Annotated in this window: 23 protein-coding genes and 1 tRNA gene; 11 read left to right on the forward strand and 13 right to left on the reverse strand. The window is 61.7% G+C overall.

The features are described from left to right. Positions 1-152: 152 nt before the first annotated feature. The 4 genes from AC0L16_RS23845 to tkt all read right to left on the reverse strand — a co-directional run bounded on the left by AC0L16_RS23845 (position 153) and on the right by tkt (position 6,761). Positions 153-1,349 (reverse strand): phosphoglycerate kinase, encoded by a 1,197-nt coding sequence (locus tag AC0L16_RS23845; RefSeq protein ID WP_473623644.1) that lies wholly within the window; start codon positions 1,347-1,349, stop codon positions 153-155. A gap of 110 nt (positions 1,350-1,459) precedes the next feature. Then, the gene (locus tag AC0L16_RS23850) at positions 1,460-3,349 is read right to left on the reverse strand and encodes a potassium/proton antiporter (RefSeq protein WP_473623646.1); all 1,890 of its coding nucleotides are present in this window, start codon (positions 3,347-3,349) and stop codon (positions 1,460-1,462) included. Between the two features lie 252 nt (positions 3,350-3,601). Next, the gene (gene gap, locus AC0L16_RS23855) at positions 3,602-4,612 is read right to left on the reverse strand and encodes a type I glyceraldehyde-3-phosphate dehydrogenase (RefSeq protein ID WP_473623648.1); all 1,011 of its coding nucleotides are present in this window, start codon (positions 4,610-4,612) and stop codon (positions 3,602-3,604) included. Positions 4,613-4,769: 157 nt separating this feature from the next. Then, on the reverse strand, positions 4,770-6,761 hold the full coding sequence (tkt, locus tag AC0L16_RS23860) for a transketolase (protein WP_473623650.1): 1,992 nt from the start codon (positions 6,759-6,761) through the stop codon (positions 4,770-4,772). A 304-nt stretch (positions 6,762-7,065) separates the two neighbouring features. Between tkt and AC0L16_RS23865 the strand changes: the two genes are divergently transcribed. From AC0L16_RS23865 to AC0L16_RS23880, 4 genes are all read left to right on the forward strand, one after another. Continuing rightward, positions 7,066-7,338: a DUF4164 domain-containing protein gene (locus AC0L16_RS23865; protein WP_128170608.1), complete on the forward strand. Its 273-nt coding sequence runs from the start codon at positions 7,066-7,068 to the stop codon at positions 7,336-7,338. 11 nt (positions 7,339-7,349) lie between these two features. Beyond that, positions 7,350-7,715, forward strand: a complete 366-nt coding sequence (locus AC0L16_RS23870; protein ID WP_023797070.1) for a cell division protein ZapA — start codon at positions 7,350-7,352, stop codon at positions 7,713-7,715. Positions 7,716-7,926: 211 nt separating this feature from the next. Next, entirely contained in the window at positions 7,927-8,586 is a 660-nt protein-coding gene (locus tag AC0L16_RS23875) for a peroxiredoxin (protein ID WP_473623651.1), read from the forward strand. Between the two features lie 80 nt (positions 8,587-8,666). Continuing rightward, positions 8,667-9,608, forward strand: coding sequence for an MBL fold metallo-hydrolase (locus AC0L16_RS23880; RefSeq protein WP_473623652.1), 942 nt, complete (start codon positions 8,667-8,669; stop codon positions 9,606-9,608). Between the two features lie 297 nt (positions 9,609-9,905). Here the strand turns inward: AC0L16_RS23880 and AC0L16_RS23885 are convergent, their stop codons facing one another. The 3 genes from AC0L16_RS23885 to AC0L16_RS23895 all read right to left on the reverse strand — a co-directional run bounded on the left by AC0L16_RS23885 (position 9,906) and on the right by AC0L16_RS23895 (position 13,003). Next, positions 9,906-10,421: a hypothetical protein gene (locus AC0L16_RS23885; protein WP_473623654.1), complete on the reverse strand. Its 516-nt coding sequence runs from the start codon at positions 10,419-10,421 to the stop codon at positions 9,906-9,908. A 383-nt stretch (positions 10,422-10,804) separates the two neighbouring features. Then, positions 10,805-11,716: an RNA polymerase sigma factor RpoH gene (rpoH, locus tag AC0L16_RS23890; RefSeq protein ID WP_023797074.1), complete on the reverse strand. Its 912-nt coding sequence runs from the start codon at positions 11,714-11,716 to the stop codon at positions 10,805-10,807. A gap of 207 nt (positions 11,717-11,923) precedes the next feature. Then, complete coding sequence (locus AC0L16_RS23895) at positions 11,924-13,003, reverse strand: RluA family pseudouridine synthase (protein WP_473623655.1); 1,080 nt, start codon at positions 13,001-13,003, stop codon at positions 11,924-11,926. A 26-nt stretch (positions 13,004-13,029) separates the two neighbouring features. Here AC0L16_RS23895 and AC0L16_RS23900 point away from each other — a divergent pair, with 26 nt between their 5' ends. From AC0L16_RS23900 to AC0L16_RS23915, 4 genes are all read left to right on the forward strand, one after another. Then, positions 13,030-13,407: a fimbrial protein gene (locus AC0L16_RS23900; protein ID WP_473623657.1), complete on the forward strand. Its 378-nt coding sequence runs from the start codon at positions 13,030-13,032 to the stop codon at positions 13,405-13,407. Beyond that, on the forward strand, positions 13,404-13,811 hold the full coding sequence (locus AC0L16_RS23905) for a VOC family protein (RefSeq protein WP_473623658.1): 408 nt from the start codon (positions 13,404-13,406) through the stop codon (positions 13,809-13,811). Before AC0L16_RS23900 ends, AC0L16_RS23905 begins: the two co-directional genes overlap by 4 nt. Positions 13,812-13,901: 90 nt before the next feature. After that, a tRNA-Glu gene (locus AC0L16_RS23910) sits at positions 13,902-13,976 on the forward strand. Positions 13,977-14,160: 184 nt separating this feature from the next. Further along, positions 14,161-15,048 carry a DUF4238 domain-containing protein gene (locus AC0L16_RS23915; protein WP_473623660.1) on the forward strand — a complete coding sequence of 296 codons (888 nt, stop codon included), beginning with the start codon at positions 14,161-14,163 and terminating at the stop codon, positions 15,046-15,048. Positions 15,049-15,094: 46 nt separating this feature from the next. Here the strand turns inward: AC0L16_RS23915 and AC0L16_RS23920 are convergent, their stop codons facing one another. The 4 genes from AC0L16_RS23920 to AC0L16_RS23935 form a co-directional block, all read right to left on the reverse strand. Further along, entirely contained in the window at positions 15,095-15,271 is a 177-nt protein-coding gene (locus AC0L16_RS23920; RefSeq protein WP_473623662.1) for a hypothetical protein, read from the reverse strand. Between the two features lie 37 nt (positions 15,272-15,308). Next, entirely contained in the window at positions 15,309-15,704 is a 396-nt protein-coding gene (locus AC0L16_RS23925; protein ID WP_473623663.1) for a hypothetical protein, read from the reverse strand. A gap of 337 nt (positions 15,705-16,041) precedes the next feature. Continuing rightward, complete coding sequence (locus tag AC0L16_RS23930) at positions 16,042-16,293, reverse strand: hypothetical protein (protein WP_128171165.1); 252 nt, start codon at positions 16,291-16,293, stop codon at positions 16,042-16,044. 185 nt (positions 16,294-16,478) lie between these two features. Next, positions 16,479-16,772, reverse strand: coding sequence for a hypothetical protein (locus AC0L16_RS23935; RefSeq protein WP_473623664.1), 294 nt, complete (start codon positions 16,770-16,772; stop codon positions 16,479-16,481). A gap of 12 nt (positions 16,773-16,784) precedes the next feature. Between AC0L16_RS23935 and AC0L16_RS23940 the strand changes: the two genes are divergently transcribed. The 3 genes from AC0L16_RS23940 (at position 16,785) to AC0L16_RS23950 (ending at position 18,964) form a co-directional block, all read left to right on the forward strand. Then, positions 16,785-17,066 carry a hypothetical protein gene (locus AC0L16_RS23940; protein WP_473623666.1) on the forward strand — a complete coding sequence of 94 codons (282 nt, stop codon included), beginning with the start codon at positions 16,785-16,787 and terminating at the stop codon, positions 17,064-17,066. Positions 17,067-17,487: 421 nt separating this feature from the next. Continuing rightward, positions 17,488-18,069, forward strand: coding sequence for a VOC family protein (locus tag AC0L16_RS23945; protein WP_473623667.1), 582 nt, complete (start codon positions 17,488-17,490; stop codon positions 18,067-18,069). Positions 18,070-18,097: 28 nt separating this feature from the next. Then, positions 18,098-18,964 (forward strand): glutathione S-transferase family protein, encoded by an 867-nt coding sequence (locus AC0L16_RS23950; protein WP_473623669.1) that lies wholly within the window; start codon positions 18,098-18,100, stop codon positions 18,962-18,964. 751 nt (positions 18,965-19,715) lie between these two features. Here the strand turns inward: AC0L16_RS23950 and AC0L16_RS23955 are convergent. Further along, complete coding sequence (locus AC0L16_RS23955; protein ID WP_473623670.1) at positions 19,716-19,973, reverse strand: hypothetical protein; 258 nt, start codon at positions 19,971-19,973, stop codon at positions 19,716-19,718. A 341-nt stretch (positions 19,974-20,314) separates the two neighbouring features. After that, positions 20,315-20,638 (reverse strand): hypothetical protein, encoded by a 324-nt coding sequence (locus tag AC0L16_RS23960; protein ID WP_473623671.1) that lies wholly within the window; start codon positions 20,636-20,638, stop codon positions 20,315-20,317. Between the last annotated feature and the right edge of the window lie 556 nt (positions 20,639-21,194).

The raw sequence follows: 21,194 nt of genomic DNA on the forward strand, positions 1-21,194 counted from the left end.
GCGAAAACTCGCAACCTGGGATACCGACTACCTGATGGCAGCTCTCCAACTCCGTTAACCTGGACTCGTTGCCCTGCATTCCGAGTGGAAAGCTCGAATCGATTGAAACGCGCAAACGCCCTCGTTCGTCTGTCGCCCAGGGCCTGAGGGCCTCAGCGCTTCAGCACATCGACACCGGGCAGCGGCTTGCCCTCCATCCATTCCAGGAAGGCGCCGCCGGCAGTCGAGACATAGGTGAAGTCGTCGGCGACGCCGGCATGGTTGAGGGCGGCCACCGTGTCGCCGCCACCTGCCACCGAGATCAATTTGCCGGCCTCGGTGCGGGCCGCGGCGTGCCTGGCCGCCGCCACCGTCGCCCGGTCGAACGGCTCGATCTCGAAGGCGCCGAGCGGACCGTTCCAGACCAGCGTGGCGGCGCGGTCGATCCAGTCGGCAACGGTCTTCACGGTGTCTTCGCCGACATCGAGGATCATGGCGTCGGCCGGCACCTCTGCTATGGCGACGGTTTCGCTGGCGGCGCCCGCCTTGAATTCCCTGGCGACGACACCGTCGACCGGCAGGATGACGGCGCAGCCGGCTTCGGCCGCCTCGATCATGATCTGCTTGGCGGTGTTGGCGAGATCGTGCTCGCACAGCGATTTCCCGACGGCGGTGCCGCGCGCGGCGAGGAAGGTGTTGGCCATGCCGCCGCCGATGACCAGCGCGTCGACCTTCTTTACCAGATTCATCAGCAGGTCGATCTTGCTCGAGACCTTGGCGCCGCCGACGATGGCGACGACAGGGCGGACGGGATTGCCGAGGCCCTTTTCCAGCGCGTCGAGCTCGGCTTGCATGGTACGGCCGGCGAAGGCCGGCAGCAGCTGCGCAAGCCCTTCCGTCGACGAATGGGCGCGGTGGGCGGCGGAAAAGGCGTCGTTGACGAAGATGTCGCCATTGGCGGCCAGCTTTTCGGTGAAGGCCGGGTCGTTCTTCTCCTCGGCCTTGTAGAAGCGGGTGTTTTCGAGCAGCAGCACGTCGCCGTTGTTCATGGCGGCGACGGCGCTCGCCGCCTTGTCGCCGATGCAATCCGCCGCGAAGCCGACCGGGCGGCCAAGCACTTCCGCGGCCGCCCTGGCGATCGGCTCAAGCGAGAATTCGGGCGAAGGTCCATCCTTGGGCCGGCCGAAATGGGCAAGCAGGATGACCTTGGCGCCCTTGCCGGAAAGCTCGGCGATGGTCGGCGCGATGCGCTCGATGCGGGTGGCGTCGGTGACCTTGCCGTCGGCGACGGGAACGTTGAGGTCGACGCGCACCAGCACGCGCCTGCCGTCGATATTGCCGATGTCGTCCAGTGTCTTAAAGCCGGCCATGCTGTTCCCTTTCGCGAAAAATCGCGGGGACCTTACCCCGCATCAACGACGATGCAAGACCTGCATGGGAGTTCACGGAAAATATGATCCACGCCTCGGGTCGCAAGCAGTCAGCCCTCGCCGTTTGCTTTTTCCATCACTGGCTGTGGAGCCGGCTCCGCGTCGTCCGGCGCCTCGGCACCCTGCTTTTTTGTCCGCTTGCGCCAATTGCGCACAAAGGCAACGATGCGGTCGGCGATTTCGCCGGCACTCAGGAACACCGGCACCCGCGCCACCGGCGCGGTCGGCTCGAGGGAAAGACCGAGACCGGTGATCCTGCCCTTGTCGTCGACGTCGCGGACGATCAGCTCGATCGGACCAATCAGCACGCGGTCGGCATATTCGGCATGGCCGCCGAGCCGCGCCGTCACCAGGTCGCCGACGGTCAGCTTGCGTTCCTCCTCGCTCAGGCCCGGCGCGTAAGCGGCTTCCAGTTCCGCGGCGGAGCGCGCCGGATCGACGGCGAAGGCGCCGAAGAAGTCGGCATCCTCGGGATCGACCACGGCGCGGCTGGCGAACAGCTTGTCGAGCAGGGCTGGATAGCGATCCGGCACGAAGATGTAGACATGGTCGCCGGCGGCGAGCCTACCCATGTCCTGGAAGCGCATCGAGCGCCCGTCGCGCAGCACCAGCGACGGCCGCGCCCAGCGCGGGATGCGCTCGCCGCGCGCCACCGGGCTGCCTGGTGCTACGCGGTAGGCGAGTAGCTCGTGATGGGCGGAGCCAGGCAATTCGAGCTCGACCTTGTCCAACGGACCCAGGCGAGCCGGCACGATCAGGCCGAGACGGCGCGCCAGCGGTCCGACGGTCCATCCCTGGATGACCAGCGATACCAGCACCACGATGAAGGCGGTGTTGAAGATAAGGCGGCCATTCTCAAGACCGCCAAGCAGCGGCGTGATGGCGAGCAGGATCGACACGGCGCCACGCAGGCCGACCCATGAGACGAAGGCGACTTCCGGGCGCGGCAGACGAAACGGCATCAGGCAAAGCCAGACGGCGATCGGCCGCGCCACGAAGATCAGGAACAGGCCGAGCAGCACCGCCGGCAGCAGGATCGCCGGAAATTGCGAAGGGGTCGCGAACAGGCCGAGGATCAGGAACATGATGATCTGCGCCAGCCATGACATGCCGTCCTGGAAGCGCTTGAGGATGGTGACGGCGCGGATGTCGGAATTGCCGGCGATGAGGCCGGCGAGATAGACCGCCAGAAAGCCGGAGCCGCCAATGGCGCCAGCGGCGGCGAACACCATCAGCGACAGCGTCAGCACGAAGATCGGCAGCAGCCCGTGGTCGAGATTGAGCCGGTCGACAAGCCGCACGATGGCGAGGCCGCCGAAAATGCCAACGACGGCGCCAAGCCCCATGTTGAAAAGGAAGCCGAGGACCAGGTCGGTAACCAGCACCCTGGCCTCGGGATTGGCGTTGGCGGCGATGATCTCGACCAGGCTGATGGTCAGGAAGATGGCGATCGGATCATTGGTGCCGGATTCCACCTCGAGCGTGGAGCGCACGCGTTCGCGCAAATTGATCTCGCCTGCGCGCAACAGGAAGAACACCGCTGCGGCGTCGGTCGAGGCGACAGCGGCCCCGAGCAGGAAGGATTCCAGCCAGCTGAGATCGAGCAGATAGTGGGCGACGGCGCCGAACAGGCCAGTGGTCAAAAGGACGCCGATGGTCGCCAGCGACAGCGCCGGTCCGGCCGCCTGGCGCAAGGCGTTGAGCGGCGTGCCAAAACCGGAATCGAACAGGATCACCGCCAGCGCCAGTGAGCCGGCAAAATAAGCCAGCCGTGCATTGTCGAACGGGATGCCGAGGCCGTCGGTTCCCGTGGCCAGGCCAATGCAGAGAAACAGCAGCAAGAGAGGGGCGCCGAAGCGGAAGGCGATCAGGCTCGAAAACGCGGCGGCGACGACGAGCGCGGCGCCGACCAGCGTCATGAGATAGATCGCATGCTCCATCCGCCAATTGCCCCGCGAATTCGTGTTCCTCTCGCTTTACGGGAGAGTGAGGCGAAGACATGACCGGTGCAAGGCGTGAGGGTGTTTTTTGCCCTATGCCGCTGGTTTTTGAGTGTTTTGGCGCTCAAGGCGCGGTTTTGCCAAACAAACCCTTAGAGCGTCGTTTGCGCATCCCAAAGGGCGCTGGGCGCTCTCATGAAAACGCCCGGACAGAGCCGGGCGCTTTCAAGTCGCAAGAAGATGGTTCTGCGATCAGGCGATGGTCTTGCCGAAGGCGACGGCGGTGTCGGCCATGCGGTTGGAAAAACCCCATTCATTGTCGTACCAGGACAGCACCGAAACGAAGTTGCCGTCCATGACCTTGGTCTGGTCGAGCGCCATGATCGAGGAGTGCGGATCGTGGTTGAAGTCGATCGACACGTTCGGATGATTGGTGACGGCGAGAACGCCTTTCAGCTTGCCGCTGGAGGCGGCGATCACCGCCTCGTTGATTTCCTGCACCGTGGTCGCACGCTTGGCGATGAACTTGAAATCGACGACCGAGACGTTCGGGGTCGGCACGCGAATGGAGATGCCGTCGAGCCTGCCCTTCAGATCGGGCAGCACCAGGCCGATCGCCTTGGCCGCGCCGGTCGAGGTCGGGATCTGCGACAGCGCCGCGGCGCGGGCACGGTAGAGATCCTTGTGCATGGTGTCCAACGTCGGCTGGTCGCCGGTGTAGGAGTGGATCGTCGTCATCATGCCCTTCTCGATGCCGACGGCCTCATGCAGCACGGCTGCCAGCGGCGCCAGGCAGTTGGTGGTGCAGGAGGCGTTCGAGATGACGATGTGGTCCTTGGTCAGCTTGTCATGGTTGATGCCATAGACGACGGTGAGATCGGCGCCCTCCGCAGGCGCCGAGACGAGGACGCGCTTGGCGCCGGCGGTCAGATGCGCGGCGGCCTTGTCGCGGGCGGTGAAGATGCCGGTGCATTCGAGCGCGATGTCGATGCCGAGATCCTTCCACGGCAGCTGCGTCGGGTCCTTGATCGCGGTGACCTTGAATTTTTCGCTGCCGACGGTGATCTGGTCACCGTCGACCGTCACTTCATGCGGGAAGCGGCCATGCACGCTGTCGTATCGCAGCAGATGCGCATTGGTCTCGACCGGGCCGAGGTCGTTGACGGCGACGACATCGATGTCCTTGCGGCCGGATTCGTGGATGGCGCGCAGGATGTTGCGGCCGATGCGGCCGAATCCGTTGATGGCAACTCTGACGGTCATTTTTCTCTCCCTGGGAGTTGGAGGCCGAAGATCAAGTCCGCAGCTTCATAACGGCGGGCTGGCAAAGAATCCAGCCGTCGATGGGTTGGATTTAAGTCCACTAGGTCGCGGCTGCCGGCGAAACCGCCATGTGCGGCTTCGCCGGAGACCAGCACATTTACTCGCCGTGCAGGCGGGCTTCCGCCGCCTTCACCGTCGCTTCGGCGGTAATGCCGAAATGCGGATAGAGCTGTTCGATCGTGCCAGAGGCGCCGAAGCCGGTCATGCCGATGAAGATGCCGTCGATGCCGATGAAATGATCCCAGCCCTGGCGGATGCCGGCTTCGATGGCGATCTTGATCGGCGCGTTGCCGATCGTCTTGTTGCGGTAATCAGCACTTTGCTTGTCGAACAATTCGAAGCAGGGCACAGAGACGACGCGGGTCGGATGGCCGTGCTTCTCCAGCGCCTCGCGCGCCGCCAGCGCAATCTCGACCTCGGAGCCCGAAGCGAAGATCGTCACCGCCGCATCGCCACTGGCAGCGGCCAGCTCATAGGCGCCCTGGCGACAAAGGTTTTCCGCAAGGAAGTCGTTGCGCACCGCTGCCAGGTTCTGCCGGGTCAGCGCCAGCGTCGAAGGCGTCTTTTCCTGTTCGATGGCCACCTGCCAGCATTCGGCGGTCTCGACCGCGTCGGCCGGGCGGAAGACATTGTGGTTCGGAATGGCGCGCAGTGCGGCCAGATGCTCGACCGGCTGATGGGTCGGGCCGTCTTCGCCGAGACCGATGGAATCGTGGGTCATGACGAAGATCGAGCGGATGCCCATCAGCGAGGCAAGCCGCATCGACGGACGGGCATAGTCGGAAAAGCACATGAAGGTGCCGCCATAGGCGATGAGGCCGCCATGCAGCGTCAGTCCGTTGAGCGCGGCGGCCATGCCGTGCTCGCGGATGCCGTAGTGAACGTAGCGCTGACCGTAGTCGTCCGATGTGATGTTCTTGGTCTGGCTGGTCTTGGTGTTGTTGGAGCCGGTCAGGTCGGCCGAGCCGCCGATGGTTTCCGGCACGGCGCCGTTGATGATTTCGAGCGCCATTTCCGACGATTTGCGGGTGGCGACCTTCGGTTTGTCCGTGCTGAGCTTCTTCTTGTAGTCGGTGATGACGGCGTCGAAATTCGCCGGCAGCGCGCCACTGATGCGGCGCTCGAATTCGCTGCGCAATTGGGCGTCAGCCCTGGCAAGGCGGCCTTCCCAGTCGGTGCGTGCCTTGATGCCGGTCTTGCCGGCGTCGCGCCAGGCATCGAGGATGTCGGCCGGAAGTTCGAAAGGCGGATAATCCCAACCGAAGAATTTTCTGGCGCCGGCGATTTCCTCGGCGCCGAGCGGCGAACCGTGCGCCTTGTTGGTGCCGGCCTTGCTCGGCGCGCCGAAGCCGATCGTCGTCTTGCACGCGATCATCGTCGGTTTGTCGGAATGGCGCGCCGCCTCGATGGCATAGGCGATCGCTTCCGGATCCTGGCCGTCGATGTGGCTGGCGTTCCAGCCGGACGCCTGGAAGCGGGCGACCTGATCGGTGTTGTCGGCCAGTGACACCGGGCCGTCGATCGAGATGTTGTTGTTGTCCCAAAAGACGATCAGCTTGTTCAGCTTGAGATGTCCGGCAAGCGCGATGGCTTCCTGGGAAACGCCCTCCATCAGACAGCCGTCACCGGCCAGAACATAGGTGTAGTGGTCGACGAGGTCGTTGCCGAAGGCGGCATTCATGATGCGCTCGCCGAGCGCGAAACCGACCGAATTGGCAAGGCCCTGGCCGAGCGGGCCGGTCGTCGTCTCGATGCCGGCGGCATGGCCATATTCGGGATGGCCCGCCGTCTTCGACCCGACCTGGCGGAAATGCTTGATCTGGTCGAGGGTGATATCCTCATAGCCAGTCAGATAGAGCAGCGAATAGAGCAGCATCGAACCGTGGCCGGCCGACAAGATGAAGCGGTCGCGATCGGGCCAATGCGGGTTCTTCGCATCGTATTTCAGGAAACGCGTGAACAGCACCGTGGCGATGTCGGCGCAGCCCATGGGCAGGCCGGGGTGGCCGGACTGGGCCTTCTCGACGGCGTCCATGGAAAGAAAACGGATCGCATTGGCCATCCGGTCATGTTGTTCACGCGAGGTCATGCTTCCTCCAGTGTCGGGGTTCGGGGCCTTGGGAGAGCCCTGGAAAGGGGTGCGCGACACATAGCAGGCGCGGCTTTTTAGTCAACAAACCGGCGCGCATTTGCCGGTCTTGTTGGTCAGTAAACCGACGCTTTTGCCGGTCTTGCGATGGCGCCGGAAGGGCTTTGGGTGCCTAAATTAGCGTTAGTAGGGGACACTCGCGAGAGCTTTATTGACGTTGGCTTCACACGGCGCGTAATGTTTCAGACATAACGCGTTCTGAACGTGGATGATTCGGTGATGGGCAGGGCGCAGGACGAAAGCCATGACCGGGGAAACGACACTCAAGGAAGTCATCGCCAGGCTGGGTAAGGCCATCGAGGGGCTGGAAGACGCCGTCGCGGCCAAGCTCGAGCACGAGCGCGACTATACGGAAGCCGAGGCGGAGGTGCAGCGCATGAACGCCGACCGCTCGCGGCTGGCGCAGGAACTCGACAATTCCGAAGCGCGCGCCGAACGGCTGGAAGACGCCAACAAGGAAGTGTCGCGTCGGCTGGTGACCGCCATGGAAACCATCCGCGCCGTGTTGGATAGATAGGGGCTGGCCCAATGGCACAAGTCACGGTTTCCATCGATGGCAAGCAGTATCGCATGGCTTGCGACGAGGGCCAGGAAGAGCATCTGATCGACCTTGCCGAGCGCTTCGACCGCTATGTCTCGCATCTGAAAGACTCATTCGGCGAAATCGGCGACCAGCGGCTGACCGTAATGGCCGGCATCATGGTCATGGACGAGCTTTCGGAACTGCAAAAACGCGTCAAGGGCATGGAAAGCGAAGTGCTGACGCTGCGCAAGACGCGTGACGACGCGCTGACCAAGGCCGACAAGAACGATTCCGTGCTGACCCAAGCGCTCGGCGCGCTCGCCCAGCGCATGGAAGATCTGGCGACGACGCTGGCGGTGAACAAGGCCTAGATTGCCACTGCTGTCGCGCCCCAACGCCCTATTGTGCCAGCATCAATGGGCGGGAATGCTGTTTTTCACGACAAAAGGCGAAAAAGTTTTCGCCGCTGGCCTCGGTGCCGGTGCAACAGGCGTTTGAAGGATGACGCCGTGGTGGTAAGAAGGCAGAAGCAGGGCCGGTGGATGGTCAATGCCGGCTGCAATCACAGGGTAGGGACGCATCATGAGCCTTCGTATCAATGACACCGCGCCGGATTTCACGGCCGAGACCACGCAAGGGACGATCAACTTCCACGAATGGATCGGTGACGGCTGGGCGGTGCTTTTCAGCCACCCGAAGAATTTCACGCCGGTCTGCACGACCGAGCTCGGCACGATGGCCGGGCTGGAAGGCGAGTTCAAGAAGCGCAACGTCAAGATCATCGGCATTTCCGTCGATCCGGTCGAAAGCCATGGCAAATGGCAGGATGATATCAAGAAGGCGACCGGCCAATCGGTTAACTACCCGCTGATCGGCGACAAGGACCTCAAGGTCGCCAAGCTCTACGAGATGCTGCCGGCGGGCGCCGGCGAAACCTCGGAAGGGCGCACGCCCGCCGACAACGCGACGGTGCGTTCAGTTTATGTCATCGGCCCCGACAAGAAGATCAAGCTGGTTCTCACCTATCCGATGACGACCGGCCGTAACTTCGATGAGATCCTGCGTGCGATCGATTCCATACAGCTGACCGCCAAGCACCAGGTGGCGACACCGGCGAACTGGAAGCAGGGCGAGGACGTCATCATCACCGCCGCTGTTTCCAATGAGGACGCGATCAAGCGTTTCGGCGCCTTCGAGACGATCCTGCCGTATCTCCGGAAGACCAAGCAGCCCTCCGCCTGAGCGACCACTGCGGCACGGAAGGACTTTCGGCTTTTTTGCCTCCGCGAAGCATGCGGTGCTTGACGGCGGGGCGCTGGCGAATGACCATGCTCTTCTTTTACCCCGGCAGGGAAAACCATTCCTGCCGGGTGGGAGTTGAGGAGCCGGGATTGGACGCATCATCGGCCAAGCTGCAGGTGGCAGGCTTTTACGACAAGCCGAGCGGGTCCATCCAGTATGTCGTTGCCGACCCGCAGACCCGACGATGCGCAATCATCGATCCGGTCTTGGATTTCGACGAGAAGTCCGGCGCCACTGCCACGAAAAACGCCGACGCCCTGCTCGACTTCATTGGAGATCAACGGCTGGTTGTCGAATGGATCCTCGACACCCACCCGCACGCCGACCATTTCTCCGCGGCACACTATCTCAGCACGAAGACCGGAGCGCCCACGGCGATCGGCGAGAAGGTCGTCGACGTCCAGAAACTGTGGAAGGCAATCTACAACTGGCCGGGGTTTCCTGCCGACGGATCCCAGTGGAACAGACTGTTTGCCGACGGCGAGACGTTTTCGGTCGGCGGCATTCCGGCAAAGGTGCTTTTTTCGCCGGGCCACACGCTGGCCTCGATCACCTATGTGATCGGCGACGCCGCTTTCATCCACGATACGCTGTTCATGCCGGACAGCGGCACGGCGAGAGCGGACTTTCCCGGCGGCAGTGCCACGCAACTCTGGCGCTCGATCCAAAATATCCTCGCGCTGCCGGACGAGACACGTCTGTTCGTCGGTCATGACTACCAGGCGGAGGGGCGCGAGCCCTTGTGGGAGAGCACGGTCGCGGAACAAAAATCCAGGAACACCCATATTGCCGCCTGCAGGACAGAGGCCGATTTCGTAGCCTTGCGCGAGGCGCGCGACAGGACGCTGCCGATGCCGAGGCTGATCCTGCACGCGCTGCAGGTCAACATGAATGGCGGGCGCTTGCCTGAGCCGGAATCCAACGGCCGCCGCTATTTGAAATTTCCGCTCGATTGCCTTTGAGGGGTCGTTGGCAGACGGAACCTCGCATTCCGGAAGTCAGCGCCGCCCCTCATTGTCCTGCCCGTCCTCCGCAGCAGCTGCGCTGCAGCTGCGGAGGGTGGACCGGACATTTCTCCCCGTATAGTGACGTATAGTGACGGGGAGAAAGACGCTTTCACTGACGATTTCGCTAATTTTCGACGTTGCAAAAAAGAATGGCGGCGGTGCGATCTGCCTCTTCTCCCCGTCACTACACTATACGGGGAGAAGGTGGCGGCAGCCGGATGAGGGGCAGCGCAGACGCCAGCTAGTCTAGCTTCAGGGTTTTGTTCGGCGGACTAAATGTTCATACGTGATTTGCCAAGGGCCGCTCTCCGACGGTCTTTCCTCTCCGATCCAATGGAAGCTGTTGGCAGTGATCTCAGTGAAACGCCATCGAGTTTTCAGACCGCGCGAGTCAGTGCCGAGTTGGACAATATCCTTACCCTCGGCCCGACCGATCTGGCGCGAGTGATCTCGGTTGAGCGGGTCGTTCCATATGATGTGCCAGCCATCGATCCCAGGATCGAAGATGCGCAAAGTCGTGCCATACATCGTGGATGGCGCAGGGCGCTTGGGCCTGATCCAGACGTCCTGAATCGCGCGGCCTTCGAGCACCCAGCCAAAATGGCATTCTCCATCCCATTTCTGGATTTTGCTGTCATCGCGGTAGTGGACCGTGTCCATTTCCCAGCTTCCAATTAGCCATCCATACAGGTCCATGTCTTTCGCTCGGTCGGCTGGAGGACCTTCGGATCCGAGAGCGGTGAGAAACGGAGAAATCGTCATCGTCATACTGCCTTTGGTTTCCAATTAGGCGAGCTCAACTGCCCAGCGCAGCCCCGGCGCCCATTGTCGCGCCCGCTTGCCGCAAACGCCACCTTGTGAAATTTCGACGGAAGCCCGTGTCGGCGCCGGAACATTGCCGCCCCAATTTGTAGCGTTGCGGTTTCCAGGGCTTGGGGAAAATTGCTATAATGCGGTTATGAGCCGGCAAGGCTGATCACACCGATGATTGAGCGGTTTTGCGACGGATCGGGCGTTCGCGAAGGTGCGGCGGAACCGGCAACTTGCTAGAATACGACACCAAAGGGACAGTTCCCCCGGCAGCCGGTGGACCATAAAAAACGGCGGCGCCAGTTACCTGACGCCGCCGCTATTTGTTTCCGCCGGAGGTTTTACGCCGCCGGCTGCGCCTCGATAGTGCGCAGCGCCTGCATCTGGCGCTTGGCCGCGGCCTTGACCGCGTCCTGCACCTTCTCGAAGGCGCGCACCTCGATCTGGCGCACGCGCTCGCGGCTGATGTCGAACTCGGCCGACAGTTCTTCCAGCGTCAGCGGCTCCTCGGCCAGGCGGCGCGCCTCGAAGATGCGCCGCTCGCGCTCGTTGAGCACGGCAAGAGCGCCGGACAGCATGCCGCGCCGGTTTTCCAGTTCGTCCTGCTCGATCAGCGCCTCTTCCTGGCTTTCGTGGTCGTCGACCAGCCAGTCCTGCCACTCACCGGACTCGCCCTCGCTCGCCCGGATCGGCGCGTTGAGCGAGGCGTCGCCCGACAGGCGGCGGTTCATCGACACCACTTCCGCTTCCGACACGTTGAGGCGGGTGGCGATCTCGGCGATCTGCTCGGGCTTCAAGTCGCCGTCGTCGAGCGCCTGGATCTTGCCCTTCACCTTGCGCAGGTTGAAGAACAGGCGCTTCTGGTTGGCGGTGGTGCCCATCTTGACCAGGCTCCACGAGCGCAGGATGTATTCCTGGATCGAGGCCTTGATCCACCACATGGCGTAGGTGGCGAGCCGGAAGCCGCGCTCCGGTTCGAATTTCTTGACGGCCTGCATCAGGCCGACATTGCCTTCCGAGATCACCTCGCCGATCGGCAGGCCGTAGCCGCGATAGCCCATCGCGATCTTGGCGACGAGCCGAAGGTGGCTGGTGACGAGCTTGTGCGCAGCCGTGGTGTCCTCGTGCTCAGCGTAACGCTTGGCGAGCATGTACTCTTCCTGCGGCTGAAGCATCGGAAAGCGACGGATTTCTTCCAGGTAGCGGCTGAGGCCGCCTTCGCCGGAAACGATACTGGGTAGTGACTGGGCCATGATAGCGCCCCTCTCTCTTGGAGTGGTGCCCCCTAAAGGCGGCGGGCATATATCGCGAACGCCAAAAGGCTCGTTCGCGACAGCGGATGTATATAGGAACAAAACCAGAAAGGACAGCATTTGGTTCAACACGAAACAGTGTGTCACGCCAAAGTGAACAAAGTGGGTCAGGTTTTGCCGATCTGGTTTTGGAATGGATGAAGCGGTTCAGAGTCTGCGGAAGCCGTCCACAAGTTCCTCCATGTCGCTCGGTAGCGGCGCCTCGAACCTCATCGGTAAATGGGTAGTCGGATGCCGAAATTCAAGGAGGCGGGCATGCAATGCCTGCCGCGGAAAGGCCTTCACCTGGCCTTTCAGCGGCTCGGGCAGCCGGTTCGCCTTGGTGCGAAACGCCTGGCCGTAATCGGGATCGCCGACGACCGGATGGCCGATATGAGCCATGTGGACGCGGATCTGATGGGTGCGGCCGGTCTCGAGCCGGCATTCGACCAGGCTCGCCATGGCAAACTGCTTTTGCTGCTCGCCAAAGCGCTCGACCACCGTGAAATGGGTGACGGCGTGGCGGGCATCGTCGCGGCCCTCCGGCACCACGGCACGGCGCACGCGGTCGGCGGCGCGACCGAGCGGCTCGTCGACCGTGCCTGTCGGTCTCGTCGGTATGCCCCAGACCAGCGCCAGATAGGCGCGTTTGAGATCGCCGGTCAGGCCATGGTCGGCAAACGCCTCCGACAATGATTTGTGGGCGCGGTCGGTCTTGGCCACGACCATGACGCCGCTGGTCTCCTTGTCCAGGCGGTGGACGATGCCCGGCCGCCGCACACCGCCGATGCCGGAAAGACTGTCGCCGCAATGGTGGATCAGCGCGTTGACCAGCGTGCCGGTCCAGTTGCCGGCGCCGGGATGGACGACGAGCCTCGGCGGCTTGTCGACGACGATCAATTCATTGTCTTCAAAGAGGACGTCGAGCGGGATGTTCTCGCCTTGCGGCTCCGCCGGCTCCGGCTCCGGCATGTCGACCGATACGCGTTCACCGGCCGCCATCTTGCGTTTGGTCTCGTTGACCGCCTGGCCGCCGACCTTGACGGCGCCCTGTCTGATCAGCATCTGCACCCGGCTGCGCGACATGTCCGGACCGAGCTTGCCTGCCAGCCATTGGTCGAGCCGCTGGCCGGCCGCATCGGGACCTGCTTCCAGTATTATTGATCCCCCGTCTGGCGATCCAGTGTTTCCGCCCGTGCTCAATCCATCCTCTATCAATATCGGGGTCTCTTGGTTATGAGCGCTCATCGAAAATCGTTCCGGAATGTTTTGCCATGGCTGCTGTCGATGAAGACGAGGAAAAGCCGCTCGACCCCGAAGTCGAAAAGGTGCGCAAGAAGCTCGTCCGCTTCGTCGCCATCAATCTCGGCCTGCTGTTCCTCGCCCTTATGGTGGTGATTGCAGCCCTTGTCTACAAAACGCGCACCGCGCCACCGGCAGCCCCATCCCTTGCCGGCGACATCCAGGTGCCATCAGGCGAGCCGCTGACCGGCGACATCGTGCTGCCGGTCGGCGCCAAGGTCATCAGCCAGTCGCTCTCCGGCAACCGCGTCGCCATCGATGCGGAGCTTGCCGACGGCAGCCGCGCCATTTTTGTCTACGACTTCACCGAGCGCCGTATCATCGGTCGCTTTTCGATCCGCAACAAATGACTGGTTTCGCCGAAAATCGCCGCGTCGCGACCGTCGTGCTTGTCGTCGCCAATTACGATGAGGCGATCGCCTGGTATGTCGACAGGCTGGGCTTTTTGCTGACCGAGGACGTCGATCTGGGTAGCGGCAAACGCTGGGTCACGGTGGCGCCGGCCAACGGAAAAGGCGCGCGGCTGCTGCTGGCCGAAGCGTCGGACGAAATGCAAGCAAGCCGTATCGGCAACCAGACCGGCGGCCGCGTCTTTCTGTTCCTCGAAACCGACGATTTTGTCCGCGACCATGCGGCGATGCTCAAAAAGGGCGTCGAATTCCGTGAGGCACCTCGCGTTGAGCCCTATGGCACTGTGGCGGTTTTCGCCGATCTCCACGGAAATCTGTGGGACTTGATTGAGCCAAAACGATAGGCCTGCAACGGATATTTTGCCGGGATCATTGACTGCCAGAAGCCCAGTTGCTTTTTCCCGGCCGTCAGCCTATATCGCCGGTTCTTGAACGCGCCCATCGTCTAGCGGTCAGGACACCGCCCTCTCACGGCGGGAACAGGGGTTCGATTCCCCTTGGGCGTACCAAGGATTTCAAGTACTTAGCTGAATTTCGGGTCGATGCGTTGAATATGCATCGAATAAACGCCCGCGAATTTCCGTGAACAGATTCGGCGTGAGCCGGAACCGCCTTGTTGCTTTCCAAGGGTTCCCTGTCACACTCGGCGGCCAGGTCCACGCGACAGGGACGCGACATGGGAGAGGTGCATGGGTGCACGACAACAAGCCTAAAAAGCACCATTACATCCCGGTCTTCTACCTCAAACGATGGGCCGGGACGGATGGGCGTCTATGTGAATTCAGCCGTCCCTATGATCACCGCGTAAAGCCACGGATGACCCGTCCAGCCGGCACAGGTTACGAGGAAAACCTCTACTCCATGCAAGGCTTTGAGCCGTCACTGGCGCAGCAAATCGAGGAGAGGTTTTTCAAGTTTACTGACTCGCTTGCCGCCGATGCGCTCGAACGCTTGGTGATTAAAGGAGTCGATGGCGAATGGCCCCAGGAACTCCGATCAGCTTGGTCAAGATTTATCATCTCCCTACTCCTGCGAACTCCGCCGGACATCCAGGCGCTACGCGCTCAGTGGGGACACACGTTCACCGATACGGACGTTGAAAGCGAGGAAGAGTACTCGAAAGTCAGAGAGGATGGAGATCCTCCAACGTTCAGCGAATACATTGCGAAAATGCCAATTCATCTAGTGGAGCGATATCTCTTCGAGACCTATTTGCCGATTGTCGACAACGAGCGAATTGGCACAGTCATCAATCAGATGCAGTGGGCCATCGCGAAGACCGACGACGCGAAGTTTGAATTTCTGACGTCTGATCGTCCGGTCGTCCGTACGGGGCTAAACCATCAATTTGCGCATATTGCGCTCCCCATCGGACCAAGCCTGCTTTTCGCAGCCGTCAAGAACAATGAAACGTTCAAGCGGTTCAAGGCGATTCCCATGAACGCACTCGTCGTTGATATCAACACGAAGGTTGTGAGCCAGGCCACGCGATTGGCGTTCGGCCGATCGGATCGGCAGCTTAGATTTGTCGGCAACCGCCTTGGGTCCGATCCCTCTCTTGTCCTGAAAAGGCCAAGATGATGAAAGCCCGCCACCGTGAGGCAGCGGGCTTGCTGGTGTGTGCGGGTTAGTTCTTGTCGCTGCTGCCGCGGGCATTCCAACGCCGTTCGGCTTCTGCCCATGTGTCGGCAGTCGGGCCCTGTGCGCCGCAGCGCTTGCACTTGACGTGATAGTCGTCGCCGTTGAAATGCTCGACCTGGAGATCGCGGCTGTTGTCGAATGGGCATTCGCGAAGGCGGGGCATCAGGTTGGTTTCCGTTCAATCTCGATCGGTGCGGTGCTCATATTCCCCGTGCCCTCTTCCAGTCCATCTCGTTTTGCTGACACCGGGTTCTGACAAAATCCCTGATCGATTGGCGATCTTCGCCTCGGGCGCACATCTCTCTGACAGTGGAGATGATCGCAATAAATTCTATCCTCAATCGGTGCGCGTCTTCCGGCGGCAGCTGCAGCAGCAATGCGTCGAGACTTTCTTTGCCCGTAGATGGGATCGCAGTGGCGTCTAACTGGCCCGATGCATTCTTGGCAAAGGAGGCAACGGAAAAGTTTTCCGCCACCACTGGGACGATCGTTGAACCGGCAGCGGCGGTGGAAGCAGCCGCGAGGCCGAGCAGAACGCGGCGGCGGTTGACATCGGGCATGCCTTCGGCGGCTGCCCGAACGGTGATGTTCGGCATGGCTTATCCTCCTAATGGTGATATTCACACCATTAACGGTAAAGCCATAACCAAGTTGCTGTCAATGCCTTTTGGTGATAAAAACACCACATGAAGCCAGTTCAATGCCGTATGGGGCGCGCAGCCCTCAATTGGAGCACCCTCGACCTTGCCAAAGCGGCGGGCGTTGGAGGGAATACTGTCAATCGCTTTGAAGCTGGTCAGGATGCCCGCGTCAGCAGCGTGGACAAGATGCGCGCTGCCCTCGAAACCGCCGGCGTCGAGTTCATCCCGGAAAATGGCGGTGGCGCCGGCGTGAGGCTGAAGAAGGATTGACGCGCCGCCCGTGCCCGCCCGATCAGGACGCTTCCTGCACTTCCTCGACTTGTGGCGTCACGGGTGCAGGATTAATGACGTAGGTGTTCGAGGTCAGATCGCTAGTAGATCGGATGATGATTCCGTCGTCTCTTAATCGGACAAACGTTGCCCTTGCGATACGCATGGGCTTTCCTTTGGCATCTGCGGCTGTGACTTTGTTCGACCAGGGAACGTGAGTGATGGTGTCAACGCGCTTGAGAAAGCGCTTTTCCGTCTCGGTCAACTCGATCACGCCCGTTCCCCCATATCGTTGGCAGCGTTTGGTTGGCCGGTAACGCCAATGATGCGACTCCGTTCCAAGGACCCAAAAGCAGACAGGCGAACGGTCGCTGGATACGTCGAGAAACTGATAGTCGAAGATTTGGAGCCAAGGGCTTCCTGCCGAAGGGAGCAGCAGAATAGCTATGCTCGTCACCGTCAGCCGGGAGGAGTGTAGAGCGGCTCTCTGCATCGATGAACCAAGCACTGGCCATCGCGCGTCGGCACAAACCCTACCGCTGGGATTAACGACCAGTCGCACGCATTGCTGTACTGGCGGACGAAGAGGGCATAGGTGTTCGGGCCGGTGGTCAGCACCACCGAGCCATGGCTCTGGATTAGCGCCTGCGTCTGTTGGCAGGTCATGGCGCGGGTGTCCGGCCTGGCCTGGGCGAGGGTTGTGAAGGCAAGCGTGACCGCTGCCGAGGTCAACGCAATCCGGCGAATGGACATGACGAGACTCCCATGATGAGCCATTTGGTTGACAAACTCGCATGTCGCAGGGCAGCTGTGCAATGGCCGCCTCCGAATCGGAATTCCGGACTGGAGCAAACCGCCCGCCCCGTGCGAACTGACGGCGTGCCGCTGGAGCCCGCAACCGAGGACGCTCTCAACTCCATCGCGGCTGAAATGAAAATTGGCCGGTCGGACCTCATTCAGATCGTGCTGCGCGAATGGCTGGAAACCAACGCCTATCTGCCAGTGCGCGAAATCGATGAAGAGAGCGAAACAAACGGGAGCGCCTAGATCTTCCGCGATCACGGAAGTTGCTTGAATCGCAATGATCGGTAGTTTCCAACGGCGGACCCCAATCCGCCGGCCGGCGCCCTACAGCCCCAACGCCCCCCCTCGACGTTCCATCGCCACCTCCGGAGCAAGGTGGCTTTCTCCCACCACGGCTGGATTCGTTGCTTCTAGCGCAGCGCAGCTGATTGAATTAGCATCGCGTCATGAAGCTATGAGCCAAAGGCTCAAGTCGGCGCGCAGACGCCGGGGAACGGATGCGGATCGAGAAGCCGCGACAGACGGTTATGCGCATTTGCCAGAGATGCCAATCGCACTGACGTGCGCGGCCGCTAGTGCCGCAGTCGAACGAACGTCATGGGCAACGGCAGCGAATAGATCGACGCTCGTCCTGGAGGCGGGGAGATCGCAGGGAGGAAGGCCAATGCAGAAATTGCAATCGCAAGGCGTCCATCACATCACGCTGGTCGGCGCCGGGCGCCAGACCTCGATCGATTTCTGGGAGGGCGTGCTTGGCATGCCTTTCATCTTCGAGCAGCCCAATCTCGACAAGGCAAGCGAAAGCCACCTCTATTTCGATCCGGGCGACGGCCGGCTGATCACCATCTTCACCGACGAGAGCCGCACGCCGGTCAAGCGGCGCACGCCGACCGATCCGGGCTGCGTCCATCACATCGCGTTTGCGGTGTCGCGGGTCACCTTCCTGCAGGCGGTCGCCCGGCTCGACGAGCGCGCCATCAAGCACAGCGGCGTCAAGGATCGCGGTTTCATGGATTCGATCTATTTCGAGGATCCGCTCGGTCTGCTGATTGAACTCGCTTCCTACCGTTTCGAGCCGCCGGCGGGATTTGCCCATGCCGACGTGCTGATGCAGGCGCACAAGCTTCGCGTCGCGCGCGGCGACTACGCAATCGCCGAAGTGCATCTCGCCGACGCGATCCAGGCGCTGGTCGAGCGCTCCCGCGCAACCTTGTCGGAGGACCGCACGCCGAAAAATCCATACTGACGACAGGCCAAACAAAGGGAGGAACACCATGGCAAAGACGAGCACGAAAAGTGCGAACAAGCCGGCTGCCAAGGCCGCGACAAAGCCTGCGGCTAAGGTGTCGAACACTTCCGTCAAGTCGGCAACGAAAGCCGCCGCAAAACCTGCAGGCAAGGCATCCGCGAAATCGGCGCGGAAGACCAAGGCGAAATCAGGAAAAAAACCTGCGCTGACGCTCAGCATGCTGAAGCCGAGCGTCAACAATATGAGCGTACGGGTGTTTGCGCGCGCGGCCGGGCTCGACCATTCCGAGACTGACGTATGGGGCCACACGCGCTCGCCCGAGTATATGGCGCGGAACCCGGCCCATCTGACGCCGATGATCGAGGACAAGGGCCTGCCCAGGGGCGTGTTGTGGGAAAGCTGCGCCATCATGCAGTATCTCGCCAACAAGCACGGGCTGGAGAAATTATATCCCAGGGCGCCGGCCAAGCGGGCGATGATCGACAGCGCCATGTTCTACCTGATCGGCACGCTCTACCCCTATGTGGCGCGCGCCACCTATCCTGCGCTGAATTTCCCGCAATATGCCGGCGAGGTCGGCCACAGCGACGCTCATCCCGACAAGAAGGCGGAAGCCCAGAAGGCCGCTATAGAAGCGATCGCCGAGCCGCTGGAGGTCTTTCACAGCTTCTTCAGGAACGGCAAGCCGTTCATCGGCGGCAAGAACCCCTCGATCGCCGACATCCGCCTGGCGGCGACGCTCGAATTCCTGGCAGCCATCGACTACGCGCTGCCCCAATGGGCGAAGGAGTACATGGCGGCGATCGAGAAGAAGCTCGGCAAGGCCTATGCCGAGCCGGCTGCCGACGTGCGCGGCTATATCGCCCATGTGAAGTCGCAGGCCGGGGCGTGAGGCTTTCGCTCTAGCGGTTTTGCTTGCCCAGGCCGACCTAAACCGAGCCCGAAGGCCCGCCGCCTTTTACGGGACGCAAGAATGTTTGAAGCGTCGACGGTGAAGCGACGGCTGACCTGGAGGCAGCGGTCCTGATGATCAGGCCTGCGCGGGTGGCGTCCATGCAAGGGACTGTGTATGACCCGCAAACTACCCTTATTCGCCGCGTTCGGCCTGGCGCTTGCTGCCCTGGCGGCGTGCGACCAAACTCAATCGGGAGGCACGCAGGCGACGACCGCTGGCCAATTGCCGCCACCTCCAGCCGACACGATGACGCCGGCACCTGCAACCCCGCCGCCAGCCGCCCCTGCTCAGTAGCAGATCGTAGTTTCAAAAATGGAACCTCGCCCCGAGAGGCGGGGGTTCGCTTTCGGCATTTCAGCTGCAAGGAGGACTTTCCGCACTGATCACGAAAACGCCAAGCAGATTGGCCACGACGCATCGACAAGCAGTTCCCGTCGGTTAAGGATTCGTTAACCAAATCCCTATCTACTGGTCGGCAATTCACCTCCAACTCGTGACCACGGATGTACTGGCGCGATCGAGGTGGAAGGAAAGGTCGGCCATGTGCCGGCCTTTTTGTATCGAGGGCGATTTGTCGTCGGGCCCCCTCAGCTTCAAGCGCAATGGCACGCTGATTGGGCCGCCGATTCAGCCAAGCGTGGTTCGGTGGCGTCACCTCGAGCGATCGGACTGGTTCCCGGTCCAGATATCAGTGTTGCCCGCGTCTCGCATTGACATGGCGTGCCAATTCCGGCGTTTCGAAGACGTAGTCGCTCCAGGCCGATTCCGGAATCTGACCGGCCAGATAGCATTCCAGCAAGAGACTTTGCTCAGGACTGAGAGGTCTTGGCGCGCGCTCATGGTCCAGTCTCAGCGAGTAAAACAGATTTCTGGGCGAGTGAAGCAGATTTCCGGGCAAGTGAAACAGATTTCTGGTGAGGTCCGAGACAGTGAAGTGAATCGACATGTGTTCGGTCTCCTTTGACCATCCAGCGCATCACCCAAGGGATCGGGATCGATCTCTGCTCCGCTGTCCATCGGTTCGGAAAGGACCATGCGCCAAATCATCCAAACGCCACAGCGTGCTTTGTGCGTCCAAAGCCACGCGCGGCGCTGCAATAGCCGTTTAACGTCGAAGGCCGGATAAGGTTCAACCCGGCTGCCGGCAATGCCGATCAGGCAGCCCGAAACCCACCAGTCGGCTCATGCTCTCGGCATGTGCGTCTGACCGAACCGCTGCGGCAGCTGCGCAGCAACGTTTTCAAGGCGGCGCATCTTTTTAGCTGCCAGCGCTTGAATCCCGGCGGGCTATTCGCAGACCATGCGGACCCGTTTTCCGGGTTGGCTGACGTTCCTGCAGGTGAGCGGTTTCGCCGGCTCGGACGACGGCGTCGGTGCCGCTTTGGAAGTCCTGGCGATTTTCCTTCTCGGCGCAACGGGGGTGTCGATTCTGCGGGCCGCCGCTCTTTCCGGCGTTTCGGGCGCCGCAGGAAAGACATCGGTCTGCAGCCACTGCGGCTGTTCGGCTTGCACCTGCTGCGGCCGGTCCCAGAACCGCCGGACATCGAGCGGCCTTGGAATGACGACGGTGCCGTCGTAGCTGCGCGAGCAGCCGCCCCCTAACAGCAGCATCGGGCACACGAAAAAAGGCAGGATCCGTCCCAACATCGGCAACACCCTTGCGGGATTTATAACGCGGCTTCGCTTCTACCGACAACCGTCGGAATACACTGCGGGCAAGGCTAGCGCATGACCCAGAGAATCGGAATCGATTTCGCTGGGGATCATGCGCAAAATCAAAGTGCCGCAGCGTCCCTCACGCGGCCCAAGCCCGTCAGCCCAAGCCCGTCAGCCCCGTCAGCTCATGCCCATCAGCCCCAAGCCCAGGGGCGCTTAGCTCGAAGAGCTCGGCGCGGAGGGAGAAGTCCCGCGCAACGCAGGATAGCCACTTCAGCCCACAGCGTCAGCCGATTCGGCGACGCCTTGCGACAAGACTATGGTGCGATCGCACCATACCAAAGCATGCGTCCGGTTGGAACAATAAGCGCATTCGAGTTCCGCTCCTCCAGTTACGGGCGGGAGCAGCGACCGCCGGCAAGAAGCAGGGTCAGATTTACCCCAACGGACCTGCTTCGGCGATGGCACGGCCATGACCTCCTTGGCCGCATGCAACGCGCTCCCGCCCGGA

It is taken from the genome of Mesorhizobium sp. WSM4848 (genome assembly GCF_055811375.1).

Coding starts and splice junctions, on each gene's coding strand:
- gap (WP_473623648.1), bottom strand. CDS start 4,612: ATGACCGTCAGAGTTGCCATCAACGGATTCGGCCGCATCGGCCGCAAC.
- AC0L16_RS23905 (WP_473623658.1), top strand. CDS start 13,404: ATGACTGGTTTCGCCGAAAATCGCCGCGTCGCGACCGTCGTGCTTGTC.
- AC0L16_RS23895 (WP_473623655.1), bottom strand. CDS start 13,003: ATGAGCGCTCATAACCAAGAGACCCCGATATTGATAGAGGATGGATTG.
- AC0L16_RS23850 (WP_473623646.1), bottom strand. CDS start 3,349: ATGGAGCATGCGATCTATCTCATGACGCTGGTCGGCGCCGCGCTCGTC.
- rpoH (WP_023797074.1), bottom strand. CDS start 11,716: ATGGCCCAGTCACTACCCAGTATCGTTTCCGGCGAAGGCGGCCTCAGC.
- AC0L16_RS23885 (WP_473623654.1), bottom strand. CDS start 10,421: ATGACGATGACGATTTCTCCGTTTCTCACCGCTCTCGGATCCGAAGGT.
- AC0L16_RS23950 (WP_473623669.1), top strand. CDS start 18,098: ATGGCAAAGACGAGCACGAAAAGTGCGAACAAGCCGGCTGCCAAGGCC.
- tkt (WP_473623650.1), bottom strand. CDS start 6,761: ATGACCTCGCGTGAACAACATGACCGGATGGCCAATGCGATCCGTTTT.
- AC0L16_RS23925 (WP_473623663.1), bottom strand. CDS start 15,704: ATGCCGAACATCACCGTTCGGGCAGCCGCCGAAGGCATGCCCGATGTC.
- AC0L16_RS23935 (WP_473623664.1), bottom strand. CDS start 16,772: ATGTCCATTCGCCGGATTGCGTTGACCTCGGCAGCGGTCACGCTTGCC.
- AC0L16_RS23955 (WP_473623670.1), bottom strand. CDS start 19,973: ATGTCGATTCACTTCACTGTCTCGGACCTCACCAGAAATCTGTTTCAC.
- AC0L16_RS23960 (WP_473623671.1), bottom strand. CDS start 20,638: ATGCTGCTGTTAGGGGGCGGCTGCTCGCGCAGCTACGACGGCACCGTC.
- AC0L16_RS23845 (WP_473623644.1), bottom strand. CDS start 1,349: ATGGCCGGCTTTAAGACACTGGACGACATCGGCAATATCGACGGCAGG.
- AC0L16_RS23880 (WP_473623652.1), top strand. CDS start 8,667: ATGACCATGCTCTTCTTTTACCCCGGCAGGGAAAACCATTCCTGCCGG.
- AC0L16_RS23870 (WP_023797070.1), top strand. CDS start 7,350: ATGGCACAAGTCACGGTTTCCATCGATGGCAAGCAGTATCGCATGGCT.
- AC0L16_RS23900 (WP_473623657.1), top strand. CDS start 13,030: ATGGCTGCTGTCGATGAAGACGAGGAAAAGCCGCTCGACCCCGAAGTC.
- AC0L16_RS23865 (WP_128170608.1), top strand. CDS start 7,066: ATGACCGGGGAAACGACACTCAAGGAAGTCATCGCCAGGCTGGGTAAG.
- AC0L16_RS23940 (WP_473623666.1), top strand. CDS start 16,785: ATGATGAGCCATTTGGTTGACAAACTCGCATGTCGCAGGGCAGCTGTG.
- AC0L16_RS23920 (WP_473623662.1), bottom strand. CDS start 15,271: ATGCCCCGCCTTCGCGAATGCCCATTCGACAACAGCCGCGATCTCCAG.
- AC0L16_RS23945 (WP_473623667.1), top strand. CDS start 17,488: ATGCAGAAATTGCAATCGCAAGGCGTCCATCACATCACGCTGGTCGGC.
- AC0L16_RS23875 (WP_473623651.1), top strand. CDS start 7,927: ATGAGCCTTCGTATCAATGACACCGCGCCGGATTTCACGGCCGAGACC.